This is a genomic window from Plesiomonas sp. ISS29 (assembly GCF_056522795.1).
On sequence record NZ_JAWRZQ010000001.1, the window covers coordinates 1,907,381 to 1,933,253 of the forward strand.

General features: G+C 44.6%; 26 protein-coding genes and 9 tRNA genes. 16 read left to right on the forward strand and 19 right to left on the reverse strand.

What is annotated here, in order from left to right; translation table 11 throughout:
- The first annotated feature begins 222 nt into the window (after nt 1–222).
- Both earP and efp read left to right on the forward strand, forming a co-directional pair.
- On the forward strand, nt 223–1,374 hold the full coding sequence (gene earP / locus AC1HDJ_RS08485) for an elongation factor P maturation arginine rhamnosyltransferase EarP (protein WP_479535048.1): 1,152 nt from the start codon (nt 223–225) through the stop codon (nt 1,372–1,374).
- A 45-nt stretch (nt 1,375–1,419) separates the two neighbouring features.
- Nucleotides 1,420–1,989: an elongation factor P gene (efp, locus tag AC1HDJ_RS08490; RefSeq protein ID WP_438623153.1), complete on the forward strand. Its 570-nt coding sequence runs from the start codon at nt 1,420–1,422 to the stop codon at nt 1,987–1,989.
- A gap of 75 nt (nt 1,990–2,064) precedes the next feature.
- Here efp and ttcA read toward each other — a convergent pair whose 3' ends face one another.
- Together ttcA and AC1HDJ_RS08500 are read right to left on the reverse strand one after the other, a co-directional pair.
- The gene (ttcA, locus tag AC1HDJ_RS08495; RefSeq protein WP_479535051.1) at nt 2,065–3,000 is read right to left on the reverse strand and encodes a tRNA 2-thiocytidine(32) synthetase TtcA; all 936 of its coding nucleotides are present in this window, start codon (nt 2,998–3,000) and stop codon (nt 2,065–2,067) included.
- Nucleotides 3,001–3,320: 320 nt separating this feature from the next.
- Nucleotides 3,321–3,668, reverse strand: a complete 348-nt coding sequence (locus tag AC1HDJ_RS08500) for a hypothetical protein (protein ID WP_479535053.1) — start codon at nt 3,666–3,668, stop codon at nt 3,321–3,323.
- A 293-nt stretch (nt 3,669–3,961) separates the two neighbouring features.
- Between AC1HDJ_RS08500 and AC1HDJ_RS08505 the strand changes: the two genes are divergently transcribed.
- Entirely contained in the window at nt 3,962–4,882 is a 921-nt protein-coding gene (locus AC1HDJ_RS08505; RefSeq protein WP_479535055.1) for a cation diffusion facilitator family transporter, read from the forward strand.
- Between the two features lie 199 nt (nt 4,883–5,081).
- Here the strand turns inward: AC1HDJ_RS08505 and uspE are convergent, their stop codons facing one another.
- The 10 genes from uspE to ccoN all read right to left on the reverse strand — a co-directional run bounded on the left by uspE (nt 5,082) and on the right by ccoN (nt 14,670).
- Nucleotides 5,082–6,047 (reverse strand): universal stress protein UspE, encoded by a 966-nt coding sequence (gene uspE / locus AC1HDJ_RS08510; RefSeq protein ID WP_479535057.1) that lies wholly within the window; start codon nt 6,045–6,047, stop codon nt 5,082–5,084.
- A 149-nt stretch (nt 6,048–6,196) separates the two neighbouring features.
- A complete protein-coding gene (locus AC1HDJ_RS08515) occupies nt 6,197–6,946 on the reverse strand; it encodes an FNR family transcription factor (RefSeq protein WP_479535059.1) in 750 nt (249 codons plus the stop codon).
- 65 nt (nt 6,947–7,011) lie between these two features.
- Nucleotides 7,012–7,695 carry a sulfite exporter TauE/SafE family protein gene (locus tag AC1HDJ_RS08520; protein ID WP_479535061.1) on the reverse strand — a complete coding sequence of 228 codons (684 nt, stop codon included), beginning with the start codon at nt 7,693–7,695 and terminating at the stop codon, nt 7,012–7,014.
- Nucleotides 7,682–8,026, reverse strand: coding sequence for a cbb3-type cytochrome oxidase assembly protein CcoS (gene ccoS / locus AC1HDJ_RS08525; protein ID WP_479535063.1), 345 nt, complete (start codon nt 8,024–8,026; stop codon nt 7,682–7,684). The genes AC1HDJ_RS08520 and ccoS overlap by 14 nt, the downstream gene beginning before the upstream one ends.
- 3 nt (nt 8,027–8,029) lie before the next feature.
- A complete protein-coding gene (locus AC1HDJ_RS08530; RefSeq protein WP_479535066.1) occupies nt 8,030–10,555 on the reverse strand; it encodes a heavy metal translocating P-type ATPase in 2,526 nt (841 codons plus the stop codon).
- A 62-nt stretch (nt 10,556–10,617) separates the two neighbouring features.
- On the reverse strand, nt 10,618–11,106 hold the full coding sequence (locus AC1HDJ_RS08535) for a FixH family protein (RefSeq protein ID WP_479535068.1): 489 nt from the start codon (nt 11,104–11,106) through the stop codon (nt 10,618–10,620).
- A gap of 290 nt (nt 11,107–11,396) precedes the next feature.
- Complete coding sequence (ccoP, locus tag AC1HDJ_RS08540; protein WP_479535071.1) at nt 11,397–12,410, reverse strand: cytochrome-c oxidase, cbb3-type subunit III; 1,014 nt, start codon at nt 12,408–12,410, stop codon at nt 11,397–11,399.
- Nucleotides 12,407–12,586: a cbb3-type cytochrome oxidase subunit 3 gene (locus AC1HDJ_RS08545; RefSeq protein WP_438621833.1), complete on the reverse strand. Its 180-nt coding sequence runs from the start codon at nt 12,584–12,586 to the stop codon at nt 12,407–12,409. Before AC1HDJ_RS08545 ends, ccoP begins: the two co-directional genes overlap by 4 nt.
- A gap of 9 nt (nt 12,587–12,595) precedes the next feature.
- Nucleotides 12,596–13,216 (reverse strand): cytochrome-c oxidase, cbb3-type subunit II, encoded by a 621-nt coding sequence (gene ccoO, locus AC1HDJ_RS08550; RefSeq protein ID WP_479535073.1) that lies wholly within the window; start codon nt 13,214–13,216, stop codon nt 12,596–12,598.
- Nucleotides 13,217–13,230: 14 nt separating this feature from the next.
- On the reverse strand, nt 13,231–14,670 hold the full coding sequence (gene ccoN, locus AC1HDJ_RS08555) for a cytochrome-c oxidase, cbb3-type subunit I (protein ID WP_479535075.1): 1,440 nt from the start codon (nt 14,668–14,670) through the stop codon (nt 13,231–13,233).
- 263 nt (nt 14,671–14,933) lie between these two features.
- On the opposite strand from ccoN, the gene AC1HDJ_RS08560 reads away from it, so the two are divergent.
- Entirely contained in the window at nt 14,934–15,416 is a 483-nt protein-coding gene (locus AC1HDJ_RS08560; protein ID WP_479535077.1) for a hypothetical protein, read from the forward strand.
- Between the two features lie 171 nt (nt 15,417–15,587).
- Complete coding sequence (locus AC1HDJ_RS08565; protein WP_479537059.1) at nt 15,588–16,001, forward strand: acyl-CoA thioesterase; 414 nt, start codon at nt 15,588–15,590, stop codon at nt 15,999–16,001.
- A 3-nt stretch (nt 16,002–16,004) separates the two neighbouring features.
- Here AC1HDJ_RS08565 and AC1HDJ_RS08570 read toward each other — a convergent pair whose 3' ends face one another.
- Nucleotides 16,005–16,727: a DUF3581 family protein gene (locus AC1HDJ_RS08570; protein ID WP_479535079.1), complete on the reverse strand. Its 723-nt coding sequence runs from the start codon at nt 16,725–16,727 to the stop codon at nt 16,005–16,007.
- Between the two features lie 329 nt (nt 16,728–17,056).
- On the opposite strand from AC1HDJ_RS08570, the gene AC1HDJ_RS08575 reads away from it, so the two are divergent.
- The 9 genes from AC1HDJ_RS08575 (at nt 17,057) to AC1HDJ_RS08615 (ending at nt 18,170) form a co-directional block, all read left to right on the forward strand.
- Nucleotides 17,057–17,132: transfer RNA gene (locus AC1HDJ_RS08575), tRNA-Gly, on the forward strand.
- 2 nt (nt 17,133–17,134) lie between these two features.
- Nucleotides 17,135–17,208, forward strand: a tRNA-Cys gene (locus AC1HDJ_RS08580).
- Between the two features lie 31 nt (nt 17,209–17,239).
- A tRNA-Met gene (locus AC1HDJ_RS08585) sits at nt 17,240–17,315 on the forward strand.
- 66 nt (nt 17,316–17,381) lie between these two features.
- Nucleotides 17,382–17,457, forward strand: a tRNA-Met gene (locus AC1HDJ_RS08590).
- Nucleotides 17,458–17,522: 65 nt separating this feature from the next.
- Nucleotides 17,523–17,598 (forward strand) — tRNA-Met (locus AC1HDJ_RS08595).
- Nucleotides 17,599–17,669: 71 nt separating this feature from the next.
- Nucleotides 17,670–17,745, forward strand: a tRNA-Met gene (locus AC1HDJ_RS08600).
- A gap of 63 nt (nt 17,746–17,808) precedes the next feature.
- Nucleotides 17,809–17,884 (forward strand) — tRNA-Met (locus AC1HDJ_RS08605).
- A 71-nt stretch (nt 17,885–17,955) separates the two neighbouring features.
- Nucleotides 17,956–18,031, forward strand: a tRNA-Met gene (locus AC1HDJ_RS08610).
- Nucleotides 18,032–18,094: 63 nt separating this feature from the next.
- A tRNA-Met gene (locus AC1HDJ_RS08615) sits at nt 18,095–18,170 on the forward strand.
- A gap of 165 nt (nt 18,171–18,335) precedes the next feature.
- Here AC1HDJ_RS08615 and AC1HDJ_RS08620 read toward each other — a convergent pair.
- On the reverse strand, nt 18,336–18,539 hold the full coding sequence (locus tag AC1HDJ_RS08620; RefSeq protein ID WP_479535081.1) for a hypothetical protein: 204 nt from the start codon (nt 18,537–18,539) through the stop codon (nt 18,336–18,338).
- A 125-nt stretch (nt 18,540–18,664) separates the two neighbouring features.
- On the reverse strand, nt 18,665–19,255 hold the full coding sequence (gene ribA, locus AC1HDJ_RS08625; protein ID WP_479535083.1) for a GTP cyclohydrolase II: 591 nt from the start codon (nt 19,253–19,255) through the stop codon (nt 18,665–18,667).
- A gap of 297 nt (nt 19,256–19,552) precedes the next feature.
- Between ribA and nagK the strand changes: the two genes are divergently transcribed.
- Nucleotides 19,553–20,464 carry an N-acetylglucosamine kinase gene (nagK, locus tag AC1HDJ_RS08630; protein ID WP_479535085.1) on the forward strand — a complete coding sequence of 304 codons (912 nt, stop codon included), beginning with the start codon at nt 19,553–19,555 and terminating at the stop codon, nt 20,462–20,464.
- Between the two features lie 258 nt (nt 20,465–20,722).
- Complete coding sequence (cobB, locus tag AC1HDJ_RS08635; protein ID WP_479535087.1) at nt 20,723–21,556, forward strand: Sir2 family NAD+-dependent deacetylase; 834 nt, start codon at nt 20,723–20,725, stop codon at nt 21,554–21,556.
- A 158-nt stretch (nt 21,557–21,714) separates the two neighbouring features.
- Here the strand turns inward: cobB and potD are convergent, their stop codons facing one another.
- The 4 genes from potD to potA all read right to left on the reverse strand — a co-directional run bounded on the left by potD (nt 21,715) and on the right by potA (nt 25,618).
- Nucleotides 21,715–22,761, reverse strand: coding sequence for a spermidine/putrescine ABC transporter substrate-binding protein PotD (potD, locus tag AC1HDJ_RS08640; protein ID WP_479535089.1), 1,047 nt, complete (start codon nt 22,759–22,761; stop codon nt 21,715–21,717).
- 127 nt (nt 22,762–22,888) lie between these two features.
- Entirely contained in the window at nt 22,889–23,662 is a 774-nt protein-coding gene (potC, locus tag AC1HDJ_RS08645; RefSeq protein ID WP_438624223.1) for a spermidine/putrescine ABC transporter permease PotC, read from the reverse strand.
- Nucleotides 23,659–24,516 (reverse strand): spermidine/putrescine ABC transporter permease PotB, encoded by an 858-nt coding sequence (gene potB, locus AC1HDJ_RS08650; RefSeq protein WP_438624222.1) that lies wholly within the window; start codon nt 24,514–24,516, stop codon nt 23,659–23,661. The genes potC and potB overlap by 4 nt, the downstream gene beginning before the upstream one ends.
- Nucleotides 24,500–25,618, reverse strand: coding sequence for a spermidine/putrescine ABC transporter ATP-binding protein PotA (gene potA, locus AC1HDJ_RS08655; protein WP_438624221.1), 1,119 nt, complete (start codon nt 25,616–25,618; stop codon nt 24,500–24,502). The genes potB and potA overlap by 17 nt, the downstream gene beginning before the upstream one ends.
- Between the last annotated feature and the right edge of the window lie 255 nt (nt 25,619–25,873).

Genomic DNA, 25,873 nt, shown 5'->3' on the forward strand with positions numbered 1-25,873 from the left:
TGAGCATCATACAGATGTTCAATTAGAGGCGCAGCCTACAGGTTGAACGGCTTTTGAGCAACCGTCAGCGGGAAAAAATCGTGCTTGCGGGCAGAGATCACCGCTTTTTAATGCGATTCCTCATGAGTGTGACAGAGATCTCACCATTACGCTGACTCATTATGCAGATAAAATAGCGTAAAATAACCAGTAACAGGTCAACCAAAGTACGGGCAATGCGGTATGAGTGAACAACGTTATGACTGGGATATTTTTTGTACAGTCGTGGATAATTATGGCGATATTGGCGTTACGCTACGATTGGCGCGTCAACTGACCACGGAATATCAGCAACGGGTGCGTTTGTGGGTTGATGATCTGGCTTCATGCGCCCGCATCTGCCCTGGAGTAGATGCTCACCGTGTGCAGCAGCAATATGCCGGAATCACCCTCTGTTTGTGGCAAGCAACGCCACAGAATGGTGATCCTGTGATACCGGCTCACAATGTGATTGAGGCATTTGCCTGCGAGCTACCGAGCTATTTTAGAGCGCAAATGCGTCAGTGCGTGCTAGCACCTTGCTGGTTAAATCTGGAGTATCTCAGTGCCGAGCCGTGGGTCGAGGGCTGCCATGCGCTGCCATCACTGCAGCCTGATGGCCTGACCAAACACTTTTTCTTTCCGGGATTTACAGCAAAAACCGGTGGTTTATTGCGTGAACAGGGGCTATTGGCCGCACGTGAACAGTGGCAAGCAGATCCGCAAGCTATCGGCCGCTACTGGCAAGAGAAGGGCATTACGCCTAAGTGTGAGAATGAGCAGTGGATCAGCCTGTTTACGTATGAAAACCCAGCCTTACTGACACTTATCAAACACTGGGCAGACGCTGAAAAACCGGTGCGCTGTTTAGTACCGGAAGGGCGAACGTTAACCTATCTGACAGAACAGCTCGCTCTGCCTGCATTGCACGCAGGCGATCACTGGTGTAACGGTAATCTTCGGTTGGAGGTATTGCCGTTTACTGATCAGGCCGGATTTGATCGCCTGTTGTGGAGCTGCGATCTGAATTTTATCCGTGGTGAAGACTCTTTTATTCGAGCTCAGTGGGCAGGTGTTCCTTTTATCTGGCATATCTATCCGCAAGAAGAGCAGGCACATATCGAAAAATTAGACGCCTTTTTAACCCGCTATCTTGAGGCATGGCCGGCAGAGCTGGCCGAACCGATGAAGCAGTTTTGCCATGGTTATAATGAAGGTCAGTGTGAGCTAAAAGCATGGTCTATTTTAGAACATGAGTATGATTTGCTGAAAAAACAGGCGCTCGAGTGGGCAAATACGTTAGCTTTGACAGAAGATTTAGCTTGTCAGCTAGTGAAATTTTCACAAAGCAGTTAGAATACGGCGCTTTTCAAAAACTCTTGTTGAATACAGGAAATACCGATGAAAGTTGCTCAGGAAATCCGTGCCGGTAACGTAGTTATGATTGGCGGCGAGCCAATGATTGTACTGAAGTCCGAATTTAACAAATCCGGTCGTAACTCTGCCGTGTGTAAAATGAAGCTGAAAGGCCTGCTAACTGGTGCGGGAACCGAGACAGTCTTCAAAGCTGACGAAAAAATGGAAGATATCATTCTGGAGCGTAAAGAGTGTACTTACTCTTACTTCGCTGACCCAATGTATGTATTCATGGACAGTGATTACAACCAGTATGATATCGAAACTGAAAACTTGGGCGAAATGCTGCACTACATGGTAGACGGCATGGAAGATATCTGCCAAGTGACCTTCTACAACGATAAAGCTATCAGCGTAGAACTGCCAACCACTATCGTTCGTGAAGTTGCTTACACCGAGCCATCTGCGCGTGGTGATACTTCAGGCAAAGTGATGAAACCAGCAACACTGGTCGGCACTAACTACACGCTGACTGTCGCTGACTTTGTACAAATTGGCGATATGATCGAAATCGATACTCGCACCAATGAATTCAAGCGCCGTATCAACAAGTAATTGATTGATTTATCGCGTAAGAACATGTTTGTGTGAAAATAAAAAGAGAGCGCAATGCGCTCTCTTTTTTTACGGTTATTTTAGCTCAATAATATCAAGCCGTTCACCGATATTGACCACCAGATCCTCATCATCTTCCAAACCAACCGGCTGTAGAGGGATCTCTTGTCTATCAAAGGCAATATCCCCGCCATCAACCACTGCACTGCCGGCATGAATAGATTTGAAATCAAACAACGCGCTATCACACATGTGTGAAGGAACGATATTTTGCGTTGCGCGGAACATGGTTTCAATTCGACCCGGATGGCTCTTATCCCAGCCACGTAACATCTCTTTGATGACCTGACGTTGTAGATTTGGTTGTGAACCACACAAGTTGCATGGAATAATCGGGAAGTTACGAACCTCAGCGTAGCGTTCGATATCTTTTTCACGGCAATAGGCTAGCGGGCGGATCACCACATGTTTGCCATCATCACTGACCAGTTTTGGCGGCATACCTTTGAGCTTTCCACCGTAGAACATATTTAAGAACATGGTCTCGAGGATGTCATCACGGTGGTGTCCTAAGGCAATCTTGGTTGCACCCAACTCAGTAGCCGTACGGTACAAAATACCGCGGCGCAAGCGTGAGCAGAGCGAGCAGGTGGTTTTACCTTCGGGGATCTTATCTTTAACAATAGAGTAGGTATCTTCTTCAACAATTTTGTACTCAACACCGATACTCTCTAGATAAGCAGGTAGAATTTCTGACGGAAAGCCAGGCTGCTTCTGATCTAAGTTCACGGCAATCAGCTCAAAATTAATCGGCGCACTTTGCTGCAAATTGCGCAAAATATCCAGCAGCGTATAGCTGTCTTTACCACCGGACAAGCAGACCATAATCCGGTCGCCTTCCTCAATCATATTAAAGTCAGCAATCGCCGAGCCGATTTCACGGCGTAAACGCTTTTGCAGTTTATTGAAGTTATACTGTTGTTTTTGATTAAGATCTTGTGTCATCGTCATATTTCTAATGCTGATATTCTCTAAGATGCAAACATTGCATCTGGTACAATAAATCTATGCCGCGTATGGTACGGTTTTCTGCCGTTATTACCACAAAAATTGCGACAAAAAAAAGCCCGCAGAGCGGGCCAGTAGATTACTCTTTTCCGTGATAACTGTTCAGGGCAGCCATTCCGTTGGCTTTGGCAGATTCAATATCTGCCCATTGAAGTAACTCGTCACGAGTCATGGCCTACTCCTGAATAACGGCATATCGAAAATTCGATACGCTGATGAATATACCTTGAACATGTGACAATAACTAGACACTCACGCTGTACTCAGCAGCCACCACAACTTCCGCAGCGCCAATCGGCCAGATTAATGGCTTCATAAAACCAGCGTAAGTGCATTTCATCAGCCGGAATAGCGTGATCAATAAAACAGTCAACAACCCAGTCGGCATGCTTAATAATCCACTCATCGCAGTGTAATCCTTCGGCAAATAGCGGGTCATCTGGTGACATAAAAGAGTAAATCCCGTATGTATCCATATGATTTTCATTGTTTTTATCAGGAATGCTCAGTAATGCATCGTTGTAGGTAATGATCCAGTGCCCTAAACACAACGTATTGCCTGCTCGACTCCAGCGTGCCGAAAATGGATTTTCAGAACTTTTTGTCATCATGATGATTGGCGTAAATGTACTTAAAAGTATGTTTTTAATATCTTTTGTGATTATAAAGCGATAAAAGCGATAAGTCTTATCGGAAAGGGAAAGATAGAGTCGGGTACAACGGTTATCAATATGCTATCTTCTAGCTGTTTTTATTCCTTCTGCTGCATGGTCAGTACTTAATGAGTCCTGTTCGACTATTTGTGCTATATAACTTGTGCTACATAAATTTTGCTATGTAAAAAGTAGGCTATAAAAACATCACTGATGTATGTCATTTTTTTAATACGAATGGAGGAAAACTTATGGTTGCTATTAACCATGCCCTTATTAGGGAGCGTCAGGCTTTAAAGCTTTCTCTGGCCGGAACAGTCATTATGTCTGGTTTTGGTATTGGCTATGGTTTATCTGTTGGATCTGATGCCATCTTTATGGATGGTCTGTTTTCATTGCTCAGTATGGCAATGACAGGGCTCGGATTAATGACAGCCTATCTGATTGCTCGTCCAGATGACCATCGCTTTCAATATGGCTACGCTCATCTTGAACCTCTGATTAATGTGGTAAACGGCAGTATTATCTTACTGACGTGTATGTATGCTTTTTTTAATGCTCTGCTCTCTATTCGTAGCGGTGGGCACGCGGTTAACCTCAACAGTGCATTAGTCTATGCATCGTTATCAACCCTATTTTGTTTAACTGTATATTGGTTTGAATCGCGGGTAGCCCGTTCTGTAAATTCAGAGCTGGTCAGCGTAGATGCCAAAGAGTGGCTGGTAGATAGCTTGTTAAGTGCCACCATCTTGGTCGGGTTTTGTATTGCTAAGCTGCTTGAACCCACTCAATTTGCCTGGATGAACCTGTACATTGACTCCGTGATGGTGTTGGTACTTGCCTTGGTTGCTATGTTGATCCCCATTAATGTGTTACGCCGTAACTTACGTGAGGTTTTGCTTGTTGCACCACGTTCGTCACTTTCAGTGCATTTGGACCAAACGTTATCGCGTATTGCCACTCGTCATGGGTTTATCGAATATTCCAGCCATTTGGCAAAAATTGGCCGTCGCTATGAAGTTGAAGTGAATATTCTTGTTCCACGAGAAGGGGATTGGGGCATACATCGGCAAGATCATATCCGTGCCGAGTTATGGGCTGAATTGGGTGATGAGTTGGGCAGTGACCCATGGTTGTCACTTTGTTTTACCAGTGAGACTCGTTGGCTATAAAAAAGAGTATAAAAAAGATTACAAAAATGGCGTTTATAAAATACAGAGCTTATAAAAAAAACAGACCATAAAATAAACCGGCAAGGCTAATAAAAAGTTGTAAGACACTAAAATAGCCTTGCCAAATTTATTGCGAAGATAACAATTGCGCATTGTATTAATTACTTATATAGCCGGTTACTGTCTATACTGTTCCAATTTACAATGTGCTATCTGGATCAATCGGACAGATAAATCCTTCTGGTTTTACGGCCAATAAATCACAGGTGAGCCGATCAATAACATGTTCAGCTGTATTGCCGATAAATGCTGCTGAAAATCCGGTGCGGCCAATAGTTCCTAATATCACTAACTCAGCATCAAGTTGAGTGGCAATCTTAGGAATAATCTCTTCCGGTAACCCTTCAACCACATGCGTATGTTCGACATCAATATTATTGTGCTGGCGTAATGCCTTCATACCTAAAAGATGATGTCCACGAATGGCATCATTGTAAGTAGTCGGGTCAAACTCAGGAATATCAATAGCGATATTAATAGGTGTAGAAGGGTAAGAGTTTACCAAGTGAATTTCAGACTGTGGCAGTGCTTTACTCAATGCTTGCGCTTCACAGACCAGTTTCTGATTTAACTCTAAATGGTACTCCTCATCACTTGATAAGTTTACCGCGACCAGCAACTTGCTGTATTTACGCCAAGCTTGTGCTTTTACCATCAATACAGGGCATGGGCACTTACGTAACAGATGCCAGTCTGTGGGCGTAAAAATGAGCGATTCTAGACCATCATGCTGATGAGTTGCTTTGATCAGTAAATCGTGTTTTCCGCGAATAACTTGCTGAATAATGGCTTCAAAAGGACGATTGTGCCAGACAACGTTAATCTCAATCGGTACGGCATGCTCTCCGTTATTGTCAGATTGCCTATACTGCACAAGAAGATCTTTTATCCAGCTTATGCGTTGCCCGACTACCCCATTGCGCATGGCTTGGCGCTCATCGGCTGAGAGCATTGATGTCATCTCATAAGAGAAGTCATAAATTGATAAAAAGGCAGTAATTGTTGCCCCTTCTTCTTGCTGAGCAAGATAGATAGCACGGCTTAATGCCGGTTGATCCTCTTGGTTGGGATCAATGGCAACGAGGATATTACGGTACTTAATCATACAGTCCCCCTTAATTTGTGAGGTTACTGGTTATTGAATCTACATCTGTAGATAATACGTAATATATAGATAGCAGAAGCTGGCAGGAAGAAGAGAGATACGGGTCAAGAATATGAGTAATCTTTGACCCGATTCAGATAATTTGTCGATCAGGCCGATTTATTGTTACCGGCGAGTACCGAGAGAGCATCAATATCATTAATGGTAATGTATTTACCTTTTACCGCCAGAATATCGGCTTTTTGAAAACGGCCCAGTAAACGGCTGATGGTCTCAACAGTCAGACCAAGGTAGTTACCAATATCACCACGCGTCATGGTTAAGCGGAACTCACGCGGTGAAAAACCACGGGCAGCAAAGCGGCGTGATAAATTGTAAATGAAGGCAGCTAAACGCTCTTCTGCATTTTTCTTTGACAGCAGCAGGATCATATCCTGATCAACTTTAATTTCGCTGCTCATCAAACGCATCATCTGCTGACGCAGCTTAGGCATTTTACCCGAGAGATCATCAAGCACTTCAAAGGGGATCTCACAGACCATTGATGTTTCCAGCGCTTGTGCAAAGCTCGGATGCGACATTGAGTTGATAGCATCAAAACCAACCAGATCACCGGCCAGATGAAAAGCAGTAATTTGCTCATCACCCTGTTCGGTAATGGTATAGCTTTTTATGGTTCCAGAACGGATCGCATACAGTGACTTTAGCTCATCACCGGCTTTAAACAGAGCCTGACTTTTTTGAATCGGTTTTTTACGCTCAATAATATTATCAAGCTGATCCAATTCACTCTCATTCAGTGTGAAAGGAATACACAGCTGACTGATACTGCAGTCTTGACAATGGATAGCACAGCCACCGGATTGGATGCGACGAATCGTCTTTTTCTCTGGGATCATACCGTATAACACTGCCTGATATTGATTTTGGTCAATTTTATCACGTTTGCTTACTGATTTGCTAATTATGTCAACTGCTGAACTGCAACATAAGTGGTTTGCAGCCCGTAGGCTAGCAGAAGTAGTGCAGAAATACGTTTAAACAGCGGTGTTGCTAGTAGTTTTCGTAGGTATTCAGCGGTATGGCCTACGGCAAGCATCGCGGGTAGTGTGCCTAGTCCGAAAAACAGCATGATAGCGCCACCCGACATGGCACTACCAGAAGCTGCTGCCCAGCTAAGGCTTGAATAGACAAGGCCACAAGGCAACCAGCCCCAGATAAATCCTAAAGGTAACGTCATCAGTGGGTGGCGAAGCGGCAGCATTTTTTGCGCGAGAGGTTTTAATCCGCGCCAGATAAATTGGCCAGCACGTTCAACTTTTTGTAGCCCAAACCACCATTGCCCCATGTACAACGCCAGTAAAATCATCATTCCACCAGCAAATAAGCGCAGTATGGCCAGCGCATGTTTTGCTGTACTTAACTCAGTGATAGAGGCAAACAGCCCACCAATGATTAAACCGGCCAATGTATAAGCACTGATCCTGCCGATATTGTAGAGCAAAAGTGCACTAATTTTTCGAGTCAGAGAGTGGTTTTCAGGCAGTGCAAATGTCAGTGCTGCCGCCACACCGCCACACATCCCCATACAATGCCCTGCGCCAGCAAGCCCGACCAGCATGGCTCCGGCTGCATCAAAAGCTATCATGGTTAGCCTGATTAGGATTTATAGGCTGTACGCTAGAATCGTTTTGTTGGGTGATTTTCTGTTTATCTGGTTGCTGTTGAGTGCACTGTTTTTTAGTACTTAGATTTTGAGAGCTTAGATTTTGAGAGCTTAGATTTTGAGTATTTGGAGTTGATATGAGTGACGTGTTTTTTTCCGGTAAATTGGGGGTGTTATCTTCTTCAAATAAAATTTGCATACCCTGACGATTAAGATCTTCAAATTGTTCTGATTTTACCGCCCACAAAAAGATCAGTACGGCGGCTAGTACAAACAGCATCGCTATCGGAACAAGAACATAGATGATATCCATCAGTTACCTCGTCAGCCGCAAAGAGTTTACGACAACAATCAAAGAGCTAGCCGACATACCTATGGCTGCAATATAAGGGGGAAGCATTCCGCTAATTGCCAGAGGAAGAATGACTAAATTGTACCCTAATGCCCATGCCAAATTTTCGCGGATGATTTTGCGGGTACGTTTGGCCAGTTCGATAGCAAAGGGGATTTTGGCCAGATTATCAGATAATAGAACTACATCGGCAGCATTTTTAGCCAGTTCCGTTCCGCCACCCATGGCCACTGAAATGTGGGCACCAGCCAGTACAGGCGCATCATTTACGCCATCACCAATCATCATCACAACATTGCCTTGCTGCTGCTTTTGTCGCAGATAATGTAGTTTTTCTACCGGTGATAGGCCTTTAGCACAGTGCTCTACAGACAACTGTCGTGCAACGTTATCTGCTGCCGTTGAAGGATCACCGGTTAGCACATGAACACTGGCATGGTGGCGGTGTAAGTGCGAAAGACAGTCTTTGGCCGTTGCTCTAATTGGATCTTGCAGCCAAAAACAGGCAATGACTTGTTGGCTGTTAGCCAGATAAATAGGCAGATTACCTTGTTCGGTATGTATTGTGTCGTTTGCTATTTCTACACTGTTAGGGAAGTCAGTGTGCTGTTCAATAAATGCTCTATGCCCGATATGGTAGGTTTCCCCATTGATAACACCGCTCAGCCCATTTCCGGTGAATGTTTTAATCTGATTGGCGATGAGGGGGGATTGCGCATCATTACCAATTTCTGTTGTTTTTACTATCGCCCGCTGAAAGAGTCGAGCTATAGGATGAGCACTGTGTGCTTCGAGTGCCGCAGCATGCATAAAGGCACGCTCTTCGGTCCAATAATCATTGCTATGCTGTAATAGAGCTGTTTCTGAACTCTCCGATGTTAACGCATTACTACCTAATGAGAATGTTTTTTCCGTGAGTGGGTACAGCGTTGTTTCGACACACACCATATTGCCTTCGGTCAGCGTACCGGTTTTATCCATCGCCACGCAGTTGACTTGGCACAGTGTTTCTAACACGTGGCTTTTGCGGATTAACAGCCCATTCTGGCTCATGCGTGAGATAACACAGGTGACTGCAGTTGGCGTTGCTAATGCCAAAGCGCACGGGCAGGTGGCTACCAGCACGGAAAGTGTCACCCAAAATGCTTTCTCTGGTTGATACAGATGCCAGCCAAACCAGGTTAGCCCTGCAATGAGTAACAGCGCCCAGACAAAATAGCGGGCAATTTGATCGGCAAGTAAGACAATGGCAGGTTTGGTTTGTAAGGCCTGATCTTGTAAACGTAAAATTGCGGCAATTAGGCTGTCAGGCCCAGTGTGTGTCACTTGTGCAAGTAGATTACCTTCACCGTTAATGGTTCCTGTGTAAATACAGTCTTGCGGGTGTTTGGTCACCGGCAGATGTTCACCGGTTAGCATTGATTCGTTAATATCACTGCTGCCAGATACGATTTTTGCATCGGCGGGTATCGGCTCTCCAGGGCGAATAATAATAATATCATCCGGCTGCAAACTTTTTGCCGCAACTTGTACACCTGACTCCAGCGTGGCTATCGCAGGAATAAACTTGAGTAAGTTGCTGGTGGCTTCGGTAGCAATTCGGCGAACCCGCATTTCGAGAAAACGGCCAAGAAGCAGGAAAAAAGCAAACATGGTGATTGACTCAAAATAGACTTCACCTTTGTCTGCAACCGTTGCGTATGCACTGGCAATATAAGCACCAATAAGTGCAAAAGAGACCGGTACATCCATATTCAATGTGCGGGCTTTTAAACTGCGCCATGCACTGTAATAAAACGGAAGAGAGGAGTATAGAATTACTGGCGTTGACATGATCAGGCTCACCCAGCGGAAATACCACCGTTGAGTTGCGTCAAGATCACTGAATATTTCCAGATACAGGGCGACTGCCACCATCATGACCTGCATACTGGCTAAGCCTGCAACACCGAGCTTGCGTAAATAGCTGTTCATTGCGTTACGATACTGCTGCTCGTGTTGTGCAATTTCAAACGGCGCAGCCTGATAGCCGAGTTGTTGTAATGACAACAGCAGTGTGCTTAATTTAACGCGGTTATTATCCCATTTCAGGCGCGCTCTTTGTGCCGTGGCGTTTACCTGTATCTGGCTGACACCGGCAATTTTGCTCAAGTGTTTTTCAATCAGCCATGCACAGGCGGCACAAGTGACATTATCCAGCGATAAACTGACATCAGACATTCCTTCGTGTTGATGCACAAACTCTGCCTGCACCTCATCAATATCGTAGTGCTGTAATGTGCTCAACTCTGCGGGGATAAGATCGGCTTTTTCAGCGGTTGCGGTACGGTATTGGTAATACGATGTTAAGCCACTATCCACAATAGTCTGTGCAACTGCCTGACATCCGGGGCAGCACATGGCCTGTGGCTGATCAAAGATGACTACCGAAAAATCGGAACCATTCGGAACAGTGTCACCGCAATGGTAGCAAGCGCGTATGATATTCATTTTATCGACATCCAGTGATACGCAGTCATGATCATGTATTCAGGTTTTAGTTCGGAAAAGGGTTATCGATGCCCGTAAACCGTAAATGCATCATCACTCGGAAGCTGGATTTGCGTTTGTAGCCGCCATACTGCATTAAAAGGTTCAACACTGACTTGCCATTTACCCTGGATTGCCGAAGGTAGAGTGAAACGATAAGTGCCACTGTAATCAGCGTTAATCATCAAACGCAGATCTTTATCTTGCAGAGTAGGGTGATAAAAGTAGATTTTCAGTGCGGGGTAATCAGATAAGTTGCCTTTATTGAGGGTGAGAGTCGCTTGTGTTCCCGCAATACGTAGTGAGGCTTGAATGCCAGCATCATTTGCAGCTTGTAAACGGCTAATATCTTCGTTAATGGCTTTGCCCTTGTTGTAGTAGTCATCTACAACAAGGCTATCTTGTGTATTTATGGCCAGTGTTAAAGTGTAAAAACTGGCGACAACAGCAATCACTGGTAAAATAATTAAAAACCAAGGCCAGAACTGCTTATACCAGACTTGTTGAGTCATACTTCACATCCATGTTTAATGTATAACGTTGTGTTATGCGCCTAGATTAACGCTTTGTTATAGGTTTATGTTCTATGTTGCCTACCGTAGCACAGTATTTTCATTTTTAAGATACTTTTAAAGCAATATCTCTTATCGCCTTTTGTGGGGTGAACCAGTACTTTTCTGGCCACTTTTTATCACAAGGAATGAGGGCACGGGAAATTAACTTACCCATGCCCTGCATTGTACCGCAGAGCGTTATCGTGTTTTAACGTTCTGCTATTGTGTCTTGCTATTGATAACAAGTGTTAATGTTTGTTTTCAGTTGCCGTATTGGTTGGGGCATTGTTGCTGCCGTGGCTAAGGCTATACACGTAGGCAGTCAGCAGGTGGACTTTCTTATCCCCTAAGATCTGTTGCCATGCAGGCATGACACCATTTCGGCCATATTTCACTGTTTCTTCAACAGCCGCTCGGCTACCGCCGTATAACCAAATTTGATCAGTCAAATTTGGTGCTCCAACAGCAGGGTTTCCTTTACCATCAGGCCCGTGACACGCCGCACATAAAACGAAACGTTTTTTACCTGCTTCAGCTTCACGTGGGTCAACTTTTCGGCCTGATAAACTCAGTGTATAACTGACAACTTCACGCACACCATCAGGGCCTAACGTTTCTAACCATGCGGGCATTGCGCCTTGGCGACCATGTAAAATAGTGGTTTTGATAACCTCAGGTTCACCGCCATAAAGCCAATCATTATCTGTTAGGTTAGGGAAACCTTTTTGCCCTCGGGCATCAGAGCCATGGCACAACGCACAGTTTTGTAAAAACAGAGCTCGCCCCACTTTCAATGCTTTAGGGTCTGCGGCTACTTCAGTAATCGGGCGAAAGGTTTTACCATCTGCTGTATCGGCAAGCTGTTTAAACGTTTCACCATACAGCTTATCTGCATGGATTTTTTCCTGATCATACTGAATATACTGACCGCTTTTTTCTGCATCTACACTGGCTGTTGTTGATTCTTGCAGGGATAACACATTTTTATTGGCACTGTGCCAATTGAGTAGATTTCCCCAAGAGCCCAAACCCGGATAGAGCACTAGATAACCGAGTGCAAACACAATGGTCATCCAGAACATATAACGCCACCACTTTGGCAGTGGGTTATTGATCTCTTTGATACCATCGTAAGTGTGGCCCATATCGGCACCTTCATCGACGCCGGTTTTATCTTTAGTACACCATCGCAACAGCAGAGCGCAGCCAAGAATACTGCCAAGGGTGATGATGGTAATCCAAAGGGTCCAAAATAGACTCATTCTTGCTTACTCCCTGCCTGCGACACGGATTGCTGTGGTTCTTCATCAGCAAAAACCAGATTAGCCGCTTCCTCAAACCGAGCATGACGCTTTTTGCTGTAAGCCCAGAAGATTATCCCAAGGAAACTGACAAAAACGGTTACTGTGTAGATGCTATGGATAACGCCAAAGTTCATTGTCAGCTCCTACTGCTTCATCGCTAAGCCAAGAGATTGTAAATAGGCTATCAGTGCATCCATCTCCGTTTTCCCTTTGACATCAGCCGCTGCAGATGCAATTTGTGCATCAGTATAGGGAACGCCAAAGTTATCGCGAAAGAGCGCCAGTTTTTTACCGGTTAATTCGCCGGTTAATACATTCTCTTCTAGCCACGGGAATGCAGGCATGTTGGATTCTGGTACAACAGCGCGTGGGTCAAGTAAATGCTCACGATGCCATGTATCTGAATAACGCCCGCCGACACGCGCCAGATCAGGCCCGGTGCGCTTTGAACCCCATAAGAATGGATGCTCCCATACTGACTCTCCGGCCACCGAGTAGTGCCCGTAACGCTCAGTTTCTGCACGCAATGGCCGGATCATCTGGCTATGACAGACATGGCAACCTTCACGAATGTAGATATCGCGACCTTCCATTTGCAGGGCAGTATAGGGTTTTAAATCAGAGACCGGTTGGGTGGTCTCTTTTTGGAACATCAGCGGAACTATCTCTACTAATCCACCGAGGCTGATAGCAATAACGATCAGAATCGCTAGCAGACCGATATTTTTTTCAATGATCTCATGGCGGTTGCCTTTATTGCTCATGACTATCTTCCCTGTTAGGCCGGCTCAGAGGCTGATTCGGTGGCTTCATGCGCTTCGTTATCTGCGGTAATCGTTTTATATGTGTTGTATGCCATGATAAACATACCCGTCACAATAAACAGGCCACCGACGAAGCGAATAAAGTAGAACGGATAAGAGGCTTGTAACCCTTCAACGAAAGAGTAGGTTAATGTGCCATCAGCGTTAACTGCCCGCCACATCAGGCCTTGCATCACACCCGAGATCCACATCGCAACGATATACAATACCGTACCAATAGTTGCTAACCAGAAGTGCACATTAATCAGGCGTACGCTGTACATCTGTTCTTTATGGAAAAGAATAGGAATTAAATGATACAGCGATCCAATTGAGACCATTGCAACCCAGCCGAGCGCACCAGAATGCACATGGCCGATAGTCCAGTCTGTATAGTGTGACAGAGCGTTGACTGTTTTGATGGCCATCATCGGGCCTTCAAACGTAGACATACCATAAAATGAGAGTGAAACCACAAGGAAGCGGATAACCGGATCATCGCGCAGTTTATGCCATGCACCTGATAGCGTCATGATACCGTTGATCATGCCGCCCCAAGACGGAACAAACAGAATAACTGACATCACCATACCTAAAGATTGTGTCCAATCAGGTAGTGCGGTGTAGTGAAGATGGTGTGGCCCCGCCCAAATGTAGAGAGAGATCAGTGCCCAAAAGTGCACAATGGATAAACGATAAGAGTAAACCGGGCGGCCAGCTTGTTTGGGTACAAAGTAATACATCATGCCTAAAAAACCGGCAGTCAGCAGGAAACCCACGGCATTGTGCCCATACCACCACTGCACCATAGCATCAACAGCACCAGAATAGAGTGAGTATGATTTGGTGAGCGTAAGCGGTACAGCCATGCTGTTAACAATGTGTAATACAGCGACTGTGATAATAAATGCACCAAAAAACCAGTTTGCTACATAAATGTGCGAGGTTTTTCGTTTGACTATTGTACCAAAAAAGCAGATAGCGTAAGCAATCCAGACTATCGTAATTAAGATATCGATAGGCCACTCTAGCTCAGCATACTCTTTCGAGGTGGTGTAGCCCAAAGGCAGTGAAATTGCTGCGCTGACAATAACCAGTTGCCAACCCCAGAAAACAAACTGCGCCAGTTTAGGGCTAAAAAGAACTGTCTGAGTTGTGCGTTGTACAACATAAAAAGAGGTTGCCATAAGTGCCGATGTACCGAAGGCAAAAATGACAGCATTGGTATGCAGTGGGCGTAAATGGCTATAGGTTAGCCACGGCGTTTCGAAATTGAGTTGGGGCCAAATAAGCTGTGCTGCAATTAATACACCTACAGACATACCCACAATACCCCAGACAATTGTCATCAGGGCGAATTGGCGCACGACTGTATAGTTGTAGGTTTGCTCAAGCGTATTCATCTGTTGAGTCATGATGACGTGCTTCCGCTGTTGTCGCTGTCAACTACACTAATGTTTCCCTGTGCAGGAACATCTCTCTTTTGTATGCCATGTACTTTTGCTAATTGCTTTAAAACGTGGCATTTTTCGATTCTGATTCTACTTTAGCTGCCGGTAAAGCGCAGCAAAAAAAACACACATTTGTTACGGTGAAATAACAAATTTGTGTGTCTTGTAACGCTGACTTTTGGTTTTGTGCGAAAATTGTGCGATAACAGACAACGAGAGAGGGCCTTGTGGCAGCAGAAAAATTAACCCGTGCGCGTTTTATCCAGATTGTGTTGGTGATGATCTTTTTTCTTGGATTGTTTGTGTGGCGAACATTTGATAATCCTGCCGGAAAAAACGTGACACTCGCGTCAGCGCAGTGCTCCTTAAATGCAGGAGAGTGCCCGTTGGAAGAAAGCACTGCTTTAGTAAAGGCGGATAAAGTTGATAGTGATATCGCTAAGGTCACACTATCGCCGTTACCACCGCAAGCCGAACACCCGTTACAATTGGTGATTACTGGAGTTGCCAATAATGCAAAGATCTCTGCCCGCGTAGAGGGAAGAGATATGTTTATGGGGGAGATCCCCGTGGTATTTTCGTTTCAAAATGGCCGTTGGATAGGTGATTTTACGGTGGGGTCGTGTACTAGTGAACAAATGGTGTGGCTGGTCACCATTACGCAAAATGATAAGCTATCAACGGTCTTTTTTACCGTTACAAAAGCATAGCTAAAACCTAACTAAAAGATAATTTAGATCAGCGTGTAAGAAAAAATAAAAGCGTGAAGTACAGCTTTGCATGTTGTATTGCAGGCAATTAATCACTGTTGATATTCAAGGAAGGAACAACTAATGAGCACCCTCAAAGAGAATGAACAACAAAGTATTACCATATCGGAAATGGTTATTCAGCCAGTAAATATTAAGGTGAGAGGATATCATCTTGACGTTTATCAACATGTTAATAATGCAAGATATTTGGAATTTTTAGAAGAAGCCCGCTGGCAGTGGCTTGAAGAGAGCGGTGATCTTGCATGGTGTGAAAAACATGCGATTGGTTTTGTAGTGGCAAATATCAATATCAGCTACCGTAAACCGGCACTGCTGAACCAGCATTTACAGATTAGCTGCCAACTGACAAAACTGGGGGAACGTAGCGGGGTTTTAACACAGATCATTCATTGTGTTGACAGCGGTCATGTTATTGCCGATGCAGTGATCACGTTTGTCTGTGTTGATTTACGAACCCAGCGTGTATTGTCCATTGAAGGTGAACTGCAACAACGTCTGGGCCGATGGCTGATAATAGAGTAAGCCTTACGCGGCATTACCCTGCTGCATAAAGGCGGTTTTACGCTGCTCAAAACGTTGGATGAGATCGTCGATTGCCTCTTGCTGATAAGGCATTAGACCACTGGCGACCATACGCTTTCGTCCAACACCAATCTCTTTTCCTTGTTCGGAAAAAATAAACTCAAGCGTTACGTTTCCGCGTTTACCTTCAATATCCATCGTTGCATTGCTCAGTTTTACTGTGGGATTGATAAAATCGAGCGAGTCCATTTCGAGAGTCATACTTTCATAGATAACCAGCGGGCGTGTCGGGTGGATCATGTGCTGTGATTTTTCCATCAGCGGCACCATGATATGTGGAAAATTCATTCCCGAAAATGCGACATAGCTGCGTATGACCTGCTCGGTAATTTGCTTATCGGTTGTGATATTACCGGTTCGTGTCAGATTTAGGTAATTTTTACCCTGCTGATCTGTCACTTTCCAGCAGTCATCTGACAGGGAAGAGAGTGTTAAGTTGATACCATCAGTGACCATTCCAGCAAAATCAAAATGCATCTTCTGGCTCAGGCCTAGCTTATTAATCGTTAAGGCAAACAGCAGATCACCGGGTACACAAAAACGCTTTGCGTCCGTATCGTGGATAGGGTTAAAGTCACCGGCTATTTTTTTGGCAAAGTCACTGGCTTGTTCACGGCTAAAATGAAAATGTTCAGGGTTACTGTGATAAAACGGGGCTAAAAACATGAGTAGATATCAACTTAAATAAGCAACATGCATGCAGTGTAGCGAAAAATACGCTTGAAATGGTCTAGCCAGTTGAGAGATCCGATCTCTATCTGTATTAAAAATAAAAGCCTACAGAGTGTGATTAGTGCCATGTTTTATGGAGAAAAGACTTCATTTTGGTTGATATTCATGCAAGACGCTTGATTATCAGGCGATTGTATCTGCTTGATGGAATAGTTTGTTGACATCCTGCGGTAATCAGGTAGTATCTGCATCCGTTCCCAGTGATAACTAAACATAACGTGTTGAAGTTAAAGGGAAAGTAAAAAATGTTAAATACCGTGAGTGCGGGAATAGCTCAGTTGGTAGAGCACGACCTTGCCAAGGTCGGGGTCGCGAGTTCGAGTCTCGTTTCCCGCTCCAAAGGCGTGTTAACAAAGCGGTTATGTAGCGGATTGCAAATCCGCCTAGTCCGGTTCGACTCCGGAACACGCCTCCAAATTACGGTTTAGCAAAAAGCGATATTCAGTCGCGGGGTGGAGCAGTTGGTAGCTCGTCGGGCTCATAACCCGAAGGTCGTTGGTTCAAATCCAGCCCCCGCAACCAGTTTAAAATCAGGTGTTTGGTTCTCTTCCTTATATAGAGAGAAATATCTGAAACGTAAAGATCAGTCGCGGGATGGAGCAGTTGGTAGCTCGTCGGGCTCATAACCCGAAGGTCGTTGGTTCAAATCCAGCTCCCGCAACCAGTTAAAAATCAGTGTTTGTGTTGCTAGGTTTTAAGTACACATAAATATCTGAAGTAAAGATCAGTCGCGGGGTGGAGCAGTTGGTAGCTCGTCGGGCTCATAACCCGAAGGTCGTTGGTTCAAATCCAGCCCCCGCAACCAGTTTAAAACAGATATGCGTTTTGTTGGCTGTTTAGGGCGCAAAGCAAACTATCAGTGTAATAAAGATCAGTCGCGGGATGGAGCAGTTGGTAGCTCGTCGGGCTCATAACCCGAAGGTCGTTGGTTCAAATCCAGCTCCCGCAACCAGTTAAAATCAGTGTTTGTGTTGCTAGTTTTAAATGTACACAAATATCTGAAGTAAAGATCAGTCGCGGGGTGGAGCAGTTGGTAGCTCGTCGGGCTCATAACCCGAAGGTCGTTGGTTCAAATCCAGCCCCCGCAACCAGTTTAAAACAGATATGCGTTTTGTTGGCTGTTTAGGGTACAAAGCAAACTATCAGTGTAATAAAGATCAGTCGCGGGATGGAGCAGTTGGTAGCTCGTCGGGCTCATAACCCGAAGGTCGTTGGTTCAAATCCAGCTCCCGCAACCAGTTAAAATCAGTGTTTGTGTTGCTAGTTTTAAATGCACACAAATATCTGAAGTAAAGATCAGTCGCGGGGTGGAGCAGTTGGTAGCTCGTCGGGCTCATAACCCGAAGGTCGTTGGTTCAAATCCAGCCCCCGCAACCAGTTTAAAAAAACCACAGAGAAATCTGTGGTTTTTTTTTGCATATACTTAGATAAAAGTCTGCATGGTAACGGTGTATTTTACCGATTAATAGGGATTAATTCGAGTAGACATATCGGTGTTATCTTTCCCGCCTCATAATATTATCCCATTTTCTTTTTTGATCGTTAATCTGTTGCTGTTTCATCTGTTGTTTTAAGCGCATCTTTTTTATGAGCGCCTGTTTTTTTTGTTTTTTTTGTACGATATTGGCGATAAACAGAAAACAAAAAAAGATCAGCAACAGTATCAGAAAATTTGTGGACATAGACCAACCTTGTACTGCAGATGTCGAGCTTAACAGGGTACTGATGATAAGCTGTATAATTCACGATCTACGATCATTACTGCATCTGGTGAATTATACAGACTGTTATGTTAACACTTTTGTGCTATTGCTGAAGAGGAATGACAGCATATTCCTATATAAAATAGGTTTATAATCACAAAAAAGTGGTTAACGATCAAGCATATGCCCCATTTTCAGTGCTTTTGTTGCCAGGTAGTGCTCATTTTTAGGGTTTTTGCCCACTAAAAGCGGAACGCGCTCGATAATATTGATACCGGCAGCAGACAAAATATCGACTTTCTTCGGGTTGTTGGTCAGTAGGCGAATATTCTGAGAACCGAGCAGGGTGAACATATCCGAACACAAAGTAAAATCACGCTCATCATCGGCAAACCCGAGTTGATGATTTGCCTCAACCGTATCTGCGCCTTGATCTTGCAGCGCATAAGCGCGGATTTTATTCAGCAAGCCGATACCTCGCCCCTCTTGGCGATGATACAGTAAAATCCCGCGCCCCTCTTCTGCAATACGGGTCAGTGCGGCTTCAAGCTGAAAACCGCAGTCACAGCGCAAACTGAATAACGCATCACCGGTAAGACATTCTGAGTGAACACGAGCTAAAACAGGATCGTCTCCTGATATATCACCAAAAACCAGAGCAACATGATCTTTGCCTGTTTTGAACTCTTCAAAACCGATCATTCGAAAATCGCCCCAAGGCGTCGGTAGTACGGCTTCCGCCACCTGTTTTAACTTCATTATTTTGCTCCTGCAAATTGATTGCATCAATTCTATCGATGAGGCCGGCAACTAATGGGTATACCTTGCGGTGAAAACCGGACAAACATGGATTATTCTACCTTGAAAAGGTGGAAGGCAGAAACTGCTATCTTCATACCAATAAATTGCGAAACAGCCCATGATATTACACTTGATATTCTGATTTTGTTCGACCAATTTTAGTTTTGTGCAATAATTAACCTATTGATTATTAATGGATACCGCAGCATAAACAGAGTTTGTAGCGATACAGTAGATTTTATAAGGGAGTGCGTTATGTATTACGGATTTGATATTGGCGGAACGAAAATTGAATTTGGTGCGTTTGATACTGATTTAGTGCGGGTAATGCGTGAGCGGGTAACTACTCCGTCTGACAGCTATGATGATTTTTTAGCGGCCATAGTAAATTTAGTACGTGCTGCAGATGCTGAACTCGGGGTGGAAGGTAAAATTGGGATCGGAATCCCCGGTATTGCTGATGTCGATACGGGAAAATTGCTGACTTCAAATATCCCGGCAGCTATGGGCCAAACGTTAAAACATGATCTTGAAGCGCGACTGGGGCGTGAAGTCAGAATTGAAAATGATGCTAATTGCTTTGCCTTGTCTGAAGCTTGGGATGATGATCTGCGTGAATATCCCTCTGTGCTTGGCCTGATTTTGGGTACGGGTGTTGGGGGGGGAATTGTTATCAACGGTAAAGTGCATTCTGGGCGTGCCAACATTGCAGGTGAGGTTGGCCATATTCGTTTACCTTATGATGCGTTGAAGTTATTAGGCATGGAAAATGCGCCTATTTTTTCTTGTGGCTGCAAGAAAATGGGCTGTATTGATAATTATCTCTCTGGCCGCGGTTTTGAGCTGCTCTATGCTCACTATTTTGCGGAAAAACTCTCGGCACAGGAAATTATTGAGCATTACTATGCAGAGGAGCGACGGGCGCTACAACATGTTGATCGCTTTATGGATTTATTAGCCATTTGTCTTGGTAATGTGTTGACCGTACTTGATCCGCACGTTGTTGTAATCGGTGGTGGCTTATCTAATTTTGCACTGATTTATGAAGAGTTACCTAAGCGTTTACCTGAGCATTTGCTGAATGTGGCCAAAGTGCCGCGGATTATTAAAGCACGCCATGGTGATGCGGGTGGGGTACGTGGGGCCGCATTTTTGCATTTATCATAGCCTTTTATAACTCTCACTGACTGCCAGTGAGCCAGCCATCATCTGATCATTGGCAGCATGTTGAAATGTGGTTATTACACTAAAGGCTAGCTTTCTTTTTCATTATTAGCATGACATGGTTATCATGTTTCGGTGATCTGTGCATCAGGAAGATAGGGTGTTCGGGTCGGTAGGCTGTGTTGTAGAGAAATTGCTGTAAACCTACTTTTTATTTATCGTGGGATTAAACCATAACACACAGTAAGCGGTACAAGGTGAATGAAAAAAAGAGTACGCCAACGTTACCGTATCTGGCTTTTTTATCGAAAAAAAGCGAACCGATTGAGTCTATCTTTTGCTAAAAATGAAAGAGGTTACAGTGTGCAAAACAATAATCAGATTGGAAAAGTTGTTGTATTAACCGGTGCCGGTATTTCTGCTGAGTCTGGTATTCGTACCTTCCGAGATCAAAATGGGTTGTGGGAAGAGCATCGAATTGAAGATGTTGCAACGCCGGAAGGTTATCTGCGAGATCCTGTATTAGTTCAGCGATTTTACAATTTACGCCGGAGTGAATTGCTTTCTCCGACATTAGAACCCAATGCTGCTCATCTTGCTTTGGCTCGATTAGAGCAAGTATTGGGTGATGATTTTTTACTGGTAACACAAAATATCGATAACTTGCATGAAAGGGCAGGGAATCGGCGAGTGATCCACATGCACGGTGAGTTATTAAAAGCACGCTGCCCTGAGTCAGGCCAAACAATTGATTGGAAAGGGGACTTGACCGTTGATGATACCTGCCACTGCTGCCAGATCCCCGTGCCGTTGCGCCCGCATATTGTCTGGTTTGGTGAAATGCCGTTGGGCATGAATGATATTTATACCGCATTGGCAGACGCTGATCTGTTTATTGCCATCGGGACATCCGGTAATGTGTATCCGGCGGCCGGTTTTGTGCATGAAGCAAGTTTGAGTGGTGCGCACACAGTTGAGCTGAATTTAGAGCCAAGTTTGGTTCAAAGTGAGTTTGCTGAAAAACAATATGGTATTGCCAGCCAGTTAGTACCGGAGTTTGTGGCTGCGCTGTTGGCTAAATCTTCTGTTTGTTAATCATATCTTACCGATACGATAGGATCGTAAACAGATAAAAAATGCCGATCATGGTAGTGATCGGCATTTTATGACAAGGTTGCACAACAGCGCAGAGTGTATAACGGTCAGCGTTATCGTTGATCGATAGTGAACTTATGCGCTCTTTCAATCGGTTATTAACGTCCAGCTTTGAGCTTTTGAAAATAACTTTCATACAGTTCATTGGCTGAACCGACATCACTCTGCCATTCGCCGGCCATAATGGTTTTTTCTTCCGGATAAATGGTTTTATCGGCAACCATCTCTTTTGGCAATAAAGGCTGTGCGGCTTTCACCGGTGTAGGGTAGCCAATTTCTTCAGCCACTTTTGCTGCCACATCAGGGCGCAGTAAGAAGTTGATTAGCTTGGTCGCACCTTCGGTGTTTTTTGCGTTCGTAGGGATTGCCAGGCTGTCCATCCAGAAAATAGCGCCCTCTTTTGGCCAGACAATCTGTACTGGAGTACCTTCCTGACGTGCCATATAAGCAGAACCATTCCACAACATACCTAAGTTAACTTCACCAGCAATGTACGGGTTTGCCGGAAAATCTGAATTGAATGTCAGTACATTTGGCATCAGTTTTTGTAGCTCGTGGTAAGCCGCTTCAATCTGCTTAGGGTCGGTTGTGTTTGCTGAGTAGCCTAATTTACGCAGTGCAAGATGGAAGAATTCACGCGCATCATCCATCATCAGCAGGCTACCGGCATATTCAGGCTTCCACAGATCAGCCCATGATGTGATGGTGTCTGAGTCAATCACATCGGTATTCACGCCGATCCCTGTTGCGCCCCAGATATAGGGAATAGAGAAATCGTTGTTGGGATCAAATGGCTTATTGAGCAGAGCAGGATCTAAGTTTTTATAGTTAGAGAGCTGAGCTTTATCGATTTTTTGTAGCATACCTTCTTTACGCATTTTATCTACGTAATAGGTTGAAGGCACGACAAGATCGTAAGCATTGGCTGCATCCAATGTTTTGAGCTTAGCATACATGGTTTCGTTGGATTCATAGGTGGAGTAGATCACCTTAATTCCGGTCTCTTTGGTGAACTCTTCTAACAGACCAGAAGGAATATATTCCGACCAGTTATAGAAGTAGACCACATTATCCTCAGCCGCATTCGCAACTTGAATGCCGAGCGCCATCATCCCCGCAACAAGAAGACGTGACCATCGTTTCATTCAAGACTCTCCTCTAAGTAAGTAAATTAAATCAGGGAATTACGAAAAAGTGTGTAATTCCCTGCCTGTTTCATATTATCAATCTTACGGTTTCCTATTACACCTGAATATGCGTGCAAGGCCACCTTTACGTAACTTTTTTGCGTAACAATAGCTGACTTGTGATGATTAAAACCAGTGAACCTGCCAGCATGAGTGTTGCTAGTGCGTTGACTTCCGGCGATACGCCGACCTTTACCATTGAGTAGATTTTTAACGGTAAAATTTCGTAGGTTGGCCCAGTTACAAATGAGGAAACCACCACATCATCAAGCGATAGCGTAAAACTGAGCAGCCACCCAGCTGCAACGGCTGGCATAGCCAGTGGCAGTAAAATCTTTCGCAGAATAACGGTTTCACTGGCACCTAAGTCTCTTGCGGCTTCAAGCATTCTGACATCAAACCCTTTTAGGCGTGAATACACAGTCACTACAACAAAGGGTAGACAAAAAGTGATATGTGCAAACAGCAAAGACCAGAAGCCGAGTGAAACACCGGCAACCACAAACAGAGCTAGCAGTGAAATAGCCATAACAATATCGGGTGACATCATCACCACAAACAGCATTCCACTGACAAACGGCTTACCCCGAAAACGGTAACGGAACAATGCCACTGCCGCCATTGCACCAATAAGTGTTGCCATGGTTGCTGACAATACGGAGATAGTGATTGAATGCAGCGCGGCTTGTATCAGGCTGTCATTGTTCATCAGCCGTTCATACCAGTTAAGGCTGAAACCTTCCCATTTAATCCCGTATTTTGATTTATTAAAGGAGTTTGCGATCAAAATGCCGATAGGAATATACAAGTAGGCATAAACCGTAAGCATGAAACCGCTACGAAATATACGTCCTATCATTCTAGCTCACCTTTACGATTAAGCAGTTTTCCTACCCGATAATAGATAAACAGCAATAGCCCCATCAATAAAGTCAGAGTTACGCTGGTTGCCGCGCCAAATGGCCAGTCACGGATATTGAGGAACTGACTTTTGATCACATTACCGATTAACAAATTTTTGGCTCCACCAAGTAAATCAGAGACATAAAACATCCCCATGGCAGGAAGCAAAACCAAAACACACCCGGCCACAATCCCCGGCATGGTCAGGGGAAGGATCACTTTGATAAAACGCTGAAATTTATTTGCGCCTAAATCGCGCGCAGCTTCAATATAAGCGTTATCGAGCTTTTCAATGCTGGAGTAGAGCGGTAGCACCATAAAAGGCAAGAGAATATACACTAACCCCATAATAACGGCGGTTTCGGTATACATCAGACGCAACGGTTGATCGATAATGCCAACCGAAAGTAGCAGTGTATTGAGCAAGCCTTTGGTGCCGATGAATATTTTCAAGCCATAGGTGCGGATCAGGGAGTTAGTCCAAAACGGGACTATCACCAAAAAGAGCAGGATAGGCCGCCATTTGGCCTTCATGCGGGCAATGGTGTAGGCAAACGGGTATCCGATGAGTAGACACAAAAACGTCGCGATCATGGCCATTGAGAGCGAATGCCACATGACTTCGGCGTAGAGCGGGTCAAACAAGCGGGTATAGTTGTCCAGCGTAAAGGTCAGCTGGATCAGGTTTGCATCATCACGTACCAGAAAACTGGTACCAATAATCATCAGGTTAGGGATGAAAACAAACAACACTAACCAGGCAACAATGGTGGTGATGACGGTATTCTGAAACTTACGCGTTGTCTTCATCGGCGAGTACCACCTCCCAGCTTTCAACCCATGTTACAGCAACTTTTTGGTTGAGTGAGTGGTCAACATCAGGATCATCTTCATTGAAGAATTCACTGACCATGACAGATTTTCCGCTTTCGAGCTCAACGGTGGAATCGAGTGTCATACCTTTGTAGTTACGTTCGCGAACGTAACCGATGATGCCATCAACCTGATCGGTATTGTGAATTTCGTCAATCCGTAAATCTTCAGGACGCAGCAATACATTAACTTTATCGCCGGCTGATACATCCATCATCACATTATGGATATGGCATTCACGGCCTTCGACATTGGCCAGTACACGGTCGGCATCAACACGTTCGATGATCTCGGCAGTGAAAATATTAATTTCGCCGATAAAGTGGGCCACAAACAAGTTGCGCGGCTCTTCATAGATCTCGCGTGGTGTGCCATCTTGCTCGATACGACCATCACGCATAACAATAATGCGATCTGACATGGTCAGGGCTTCTTCCTGATCATGCGTAACGAAAACAAAGGTGATTCCCAGCTTACGTTGTAAGGCTTTTAGTTCATTTTGCATCTGCTTGCGCAGTTTGTAGTCAAGAGCAGAGAGTGATTCATCAAGCAGCAATATTTTTGGCTTGTTAACCACCGCACGTGCAATCGCAACGCGTTGTTGCTGCCCACCGGAAAGCTGGTGCGGGCTACGGGTTGCCATATCATCAAGTTGCACCATGCGAAGCGCATCCATCACGCGTGGTTCAATTTGACTTGCAGGTACTTTTTGCATGCGTAGACCAAAAGCGACGTTTTCAAACACCGACATATGGGGAAAGAGCGCATAGCTTTGGAATACGGTATTGACGTGACGATGTTCTGCCGAGATATCAGTAATATCTTGATTATCAAGAATAATACGACCTTCATCAGCATCTTCAAGCCCTGCAATTAAGCGCAGAACGGTTGTTTTCCCGCAACCTGAAGGCCCTAGAATGGTTAAAAATTCACCGTCATTAATGGTGAGGTCAAGATTCGAGATGATGTCCCTGCCGTCGAATCCTTTACGAATGGCTCGGAGTTCTACTACCGGCGAATGAGAGCGTAGTTCAGTCATTTAGCTTCTTACTCTATCCTTAATGTGTACAGATAGAACCGTCTTTGGAAAAGACTGTTAACCAAAGACGCCACTGAATATAAAAAAGAGCGCGAATGATAAGGGTAACGCTGCAGAATGGAAAGCCGTTTTCCCTTTAACCAAACAATTTTCCTCTTTTCATTCCTAAAGCACAAACTATAGTGCTCCGGATTTGTTTTTTATCAAGCAATACAGCAATCTTTTACTTTAATCATGTTAAGCATTGTGTTTTCA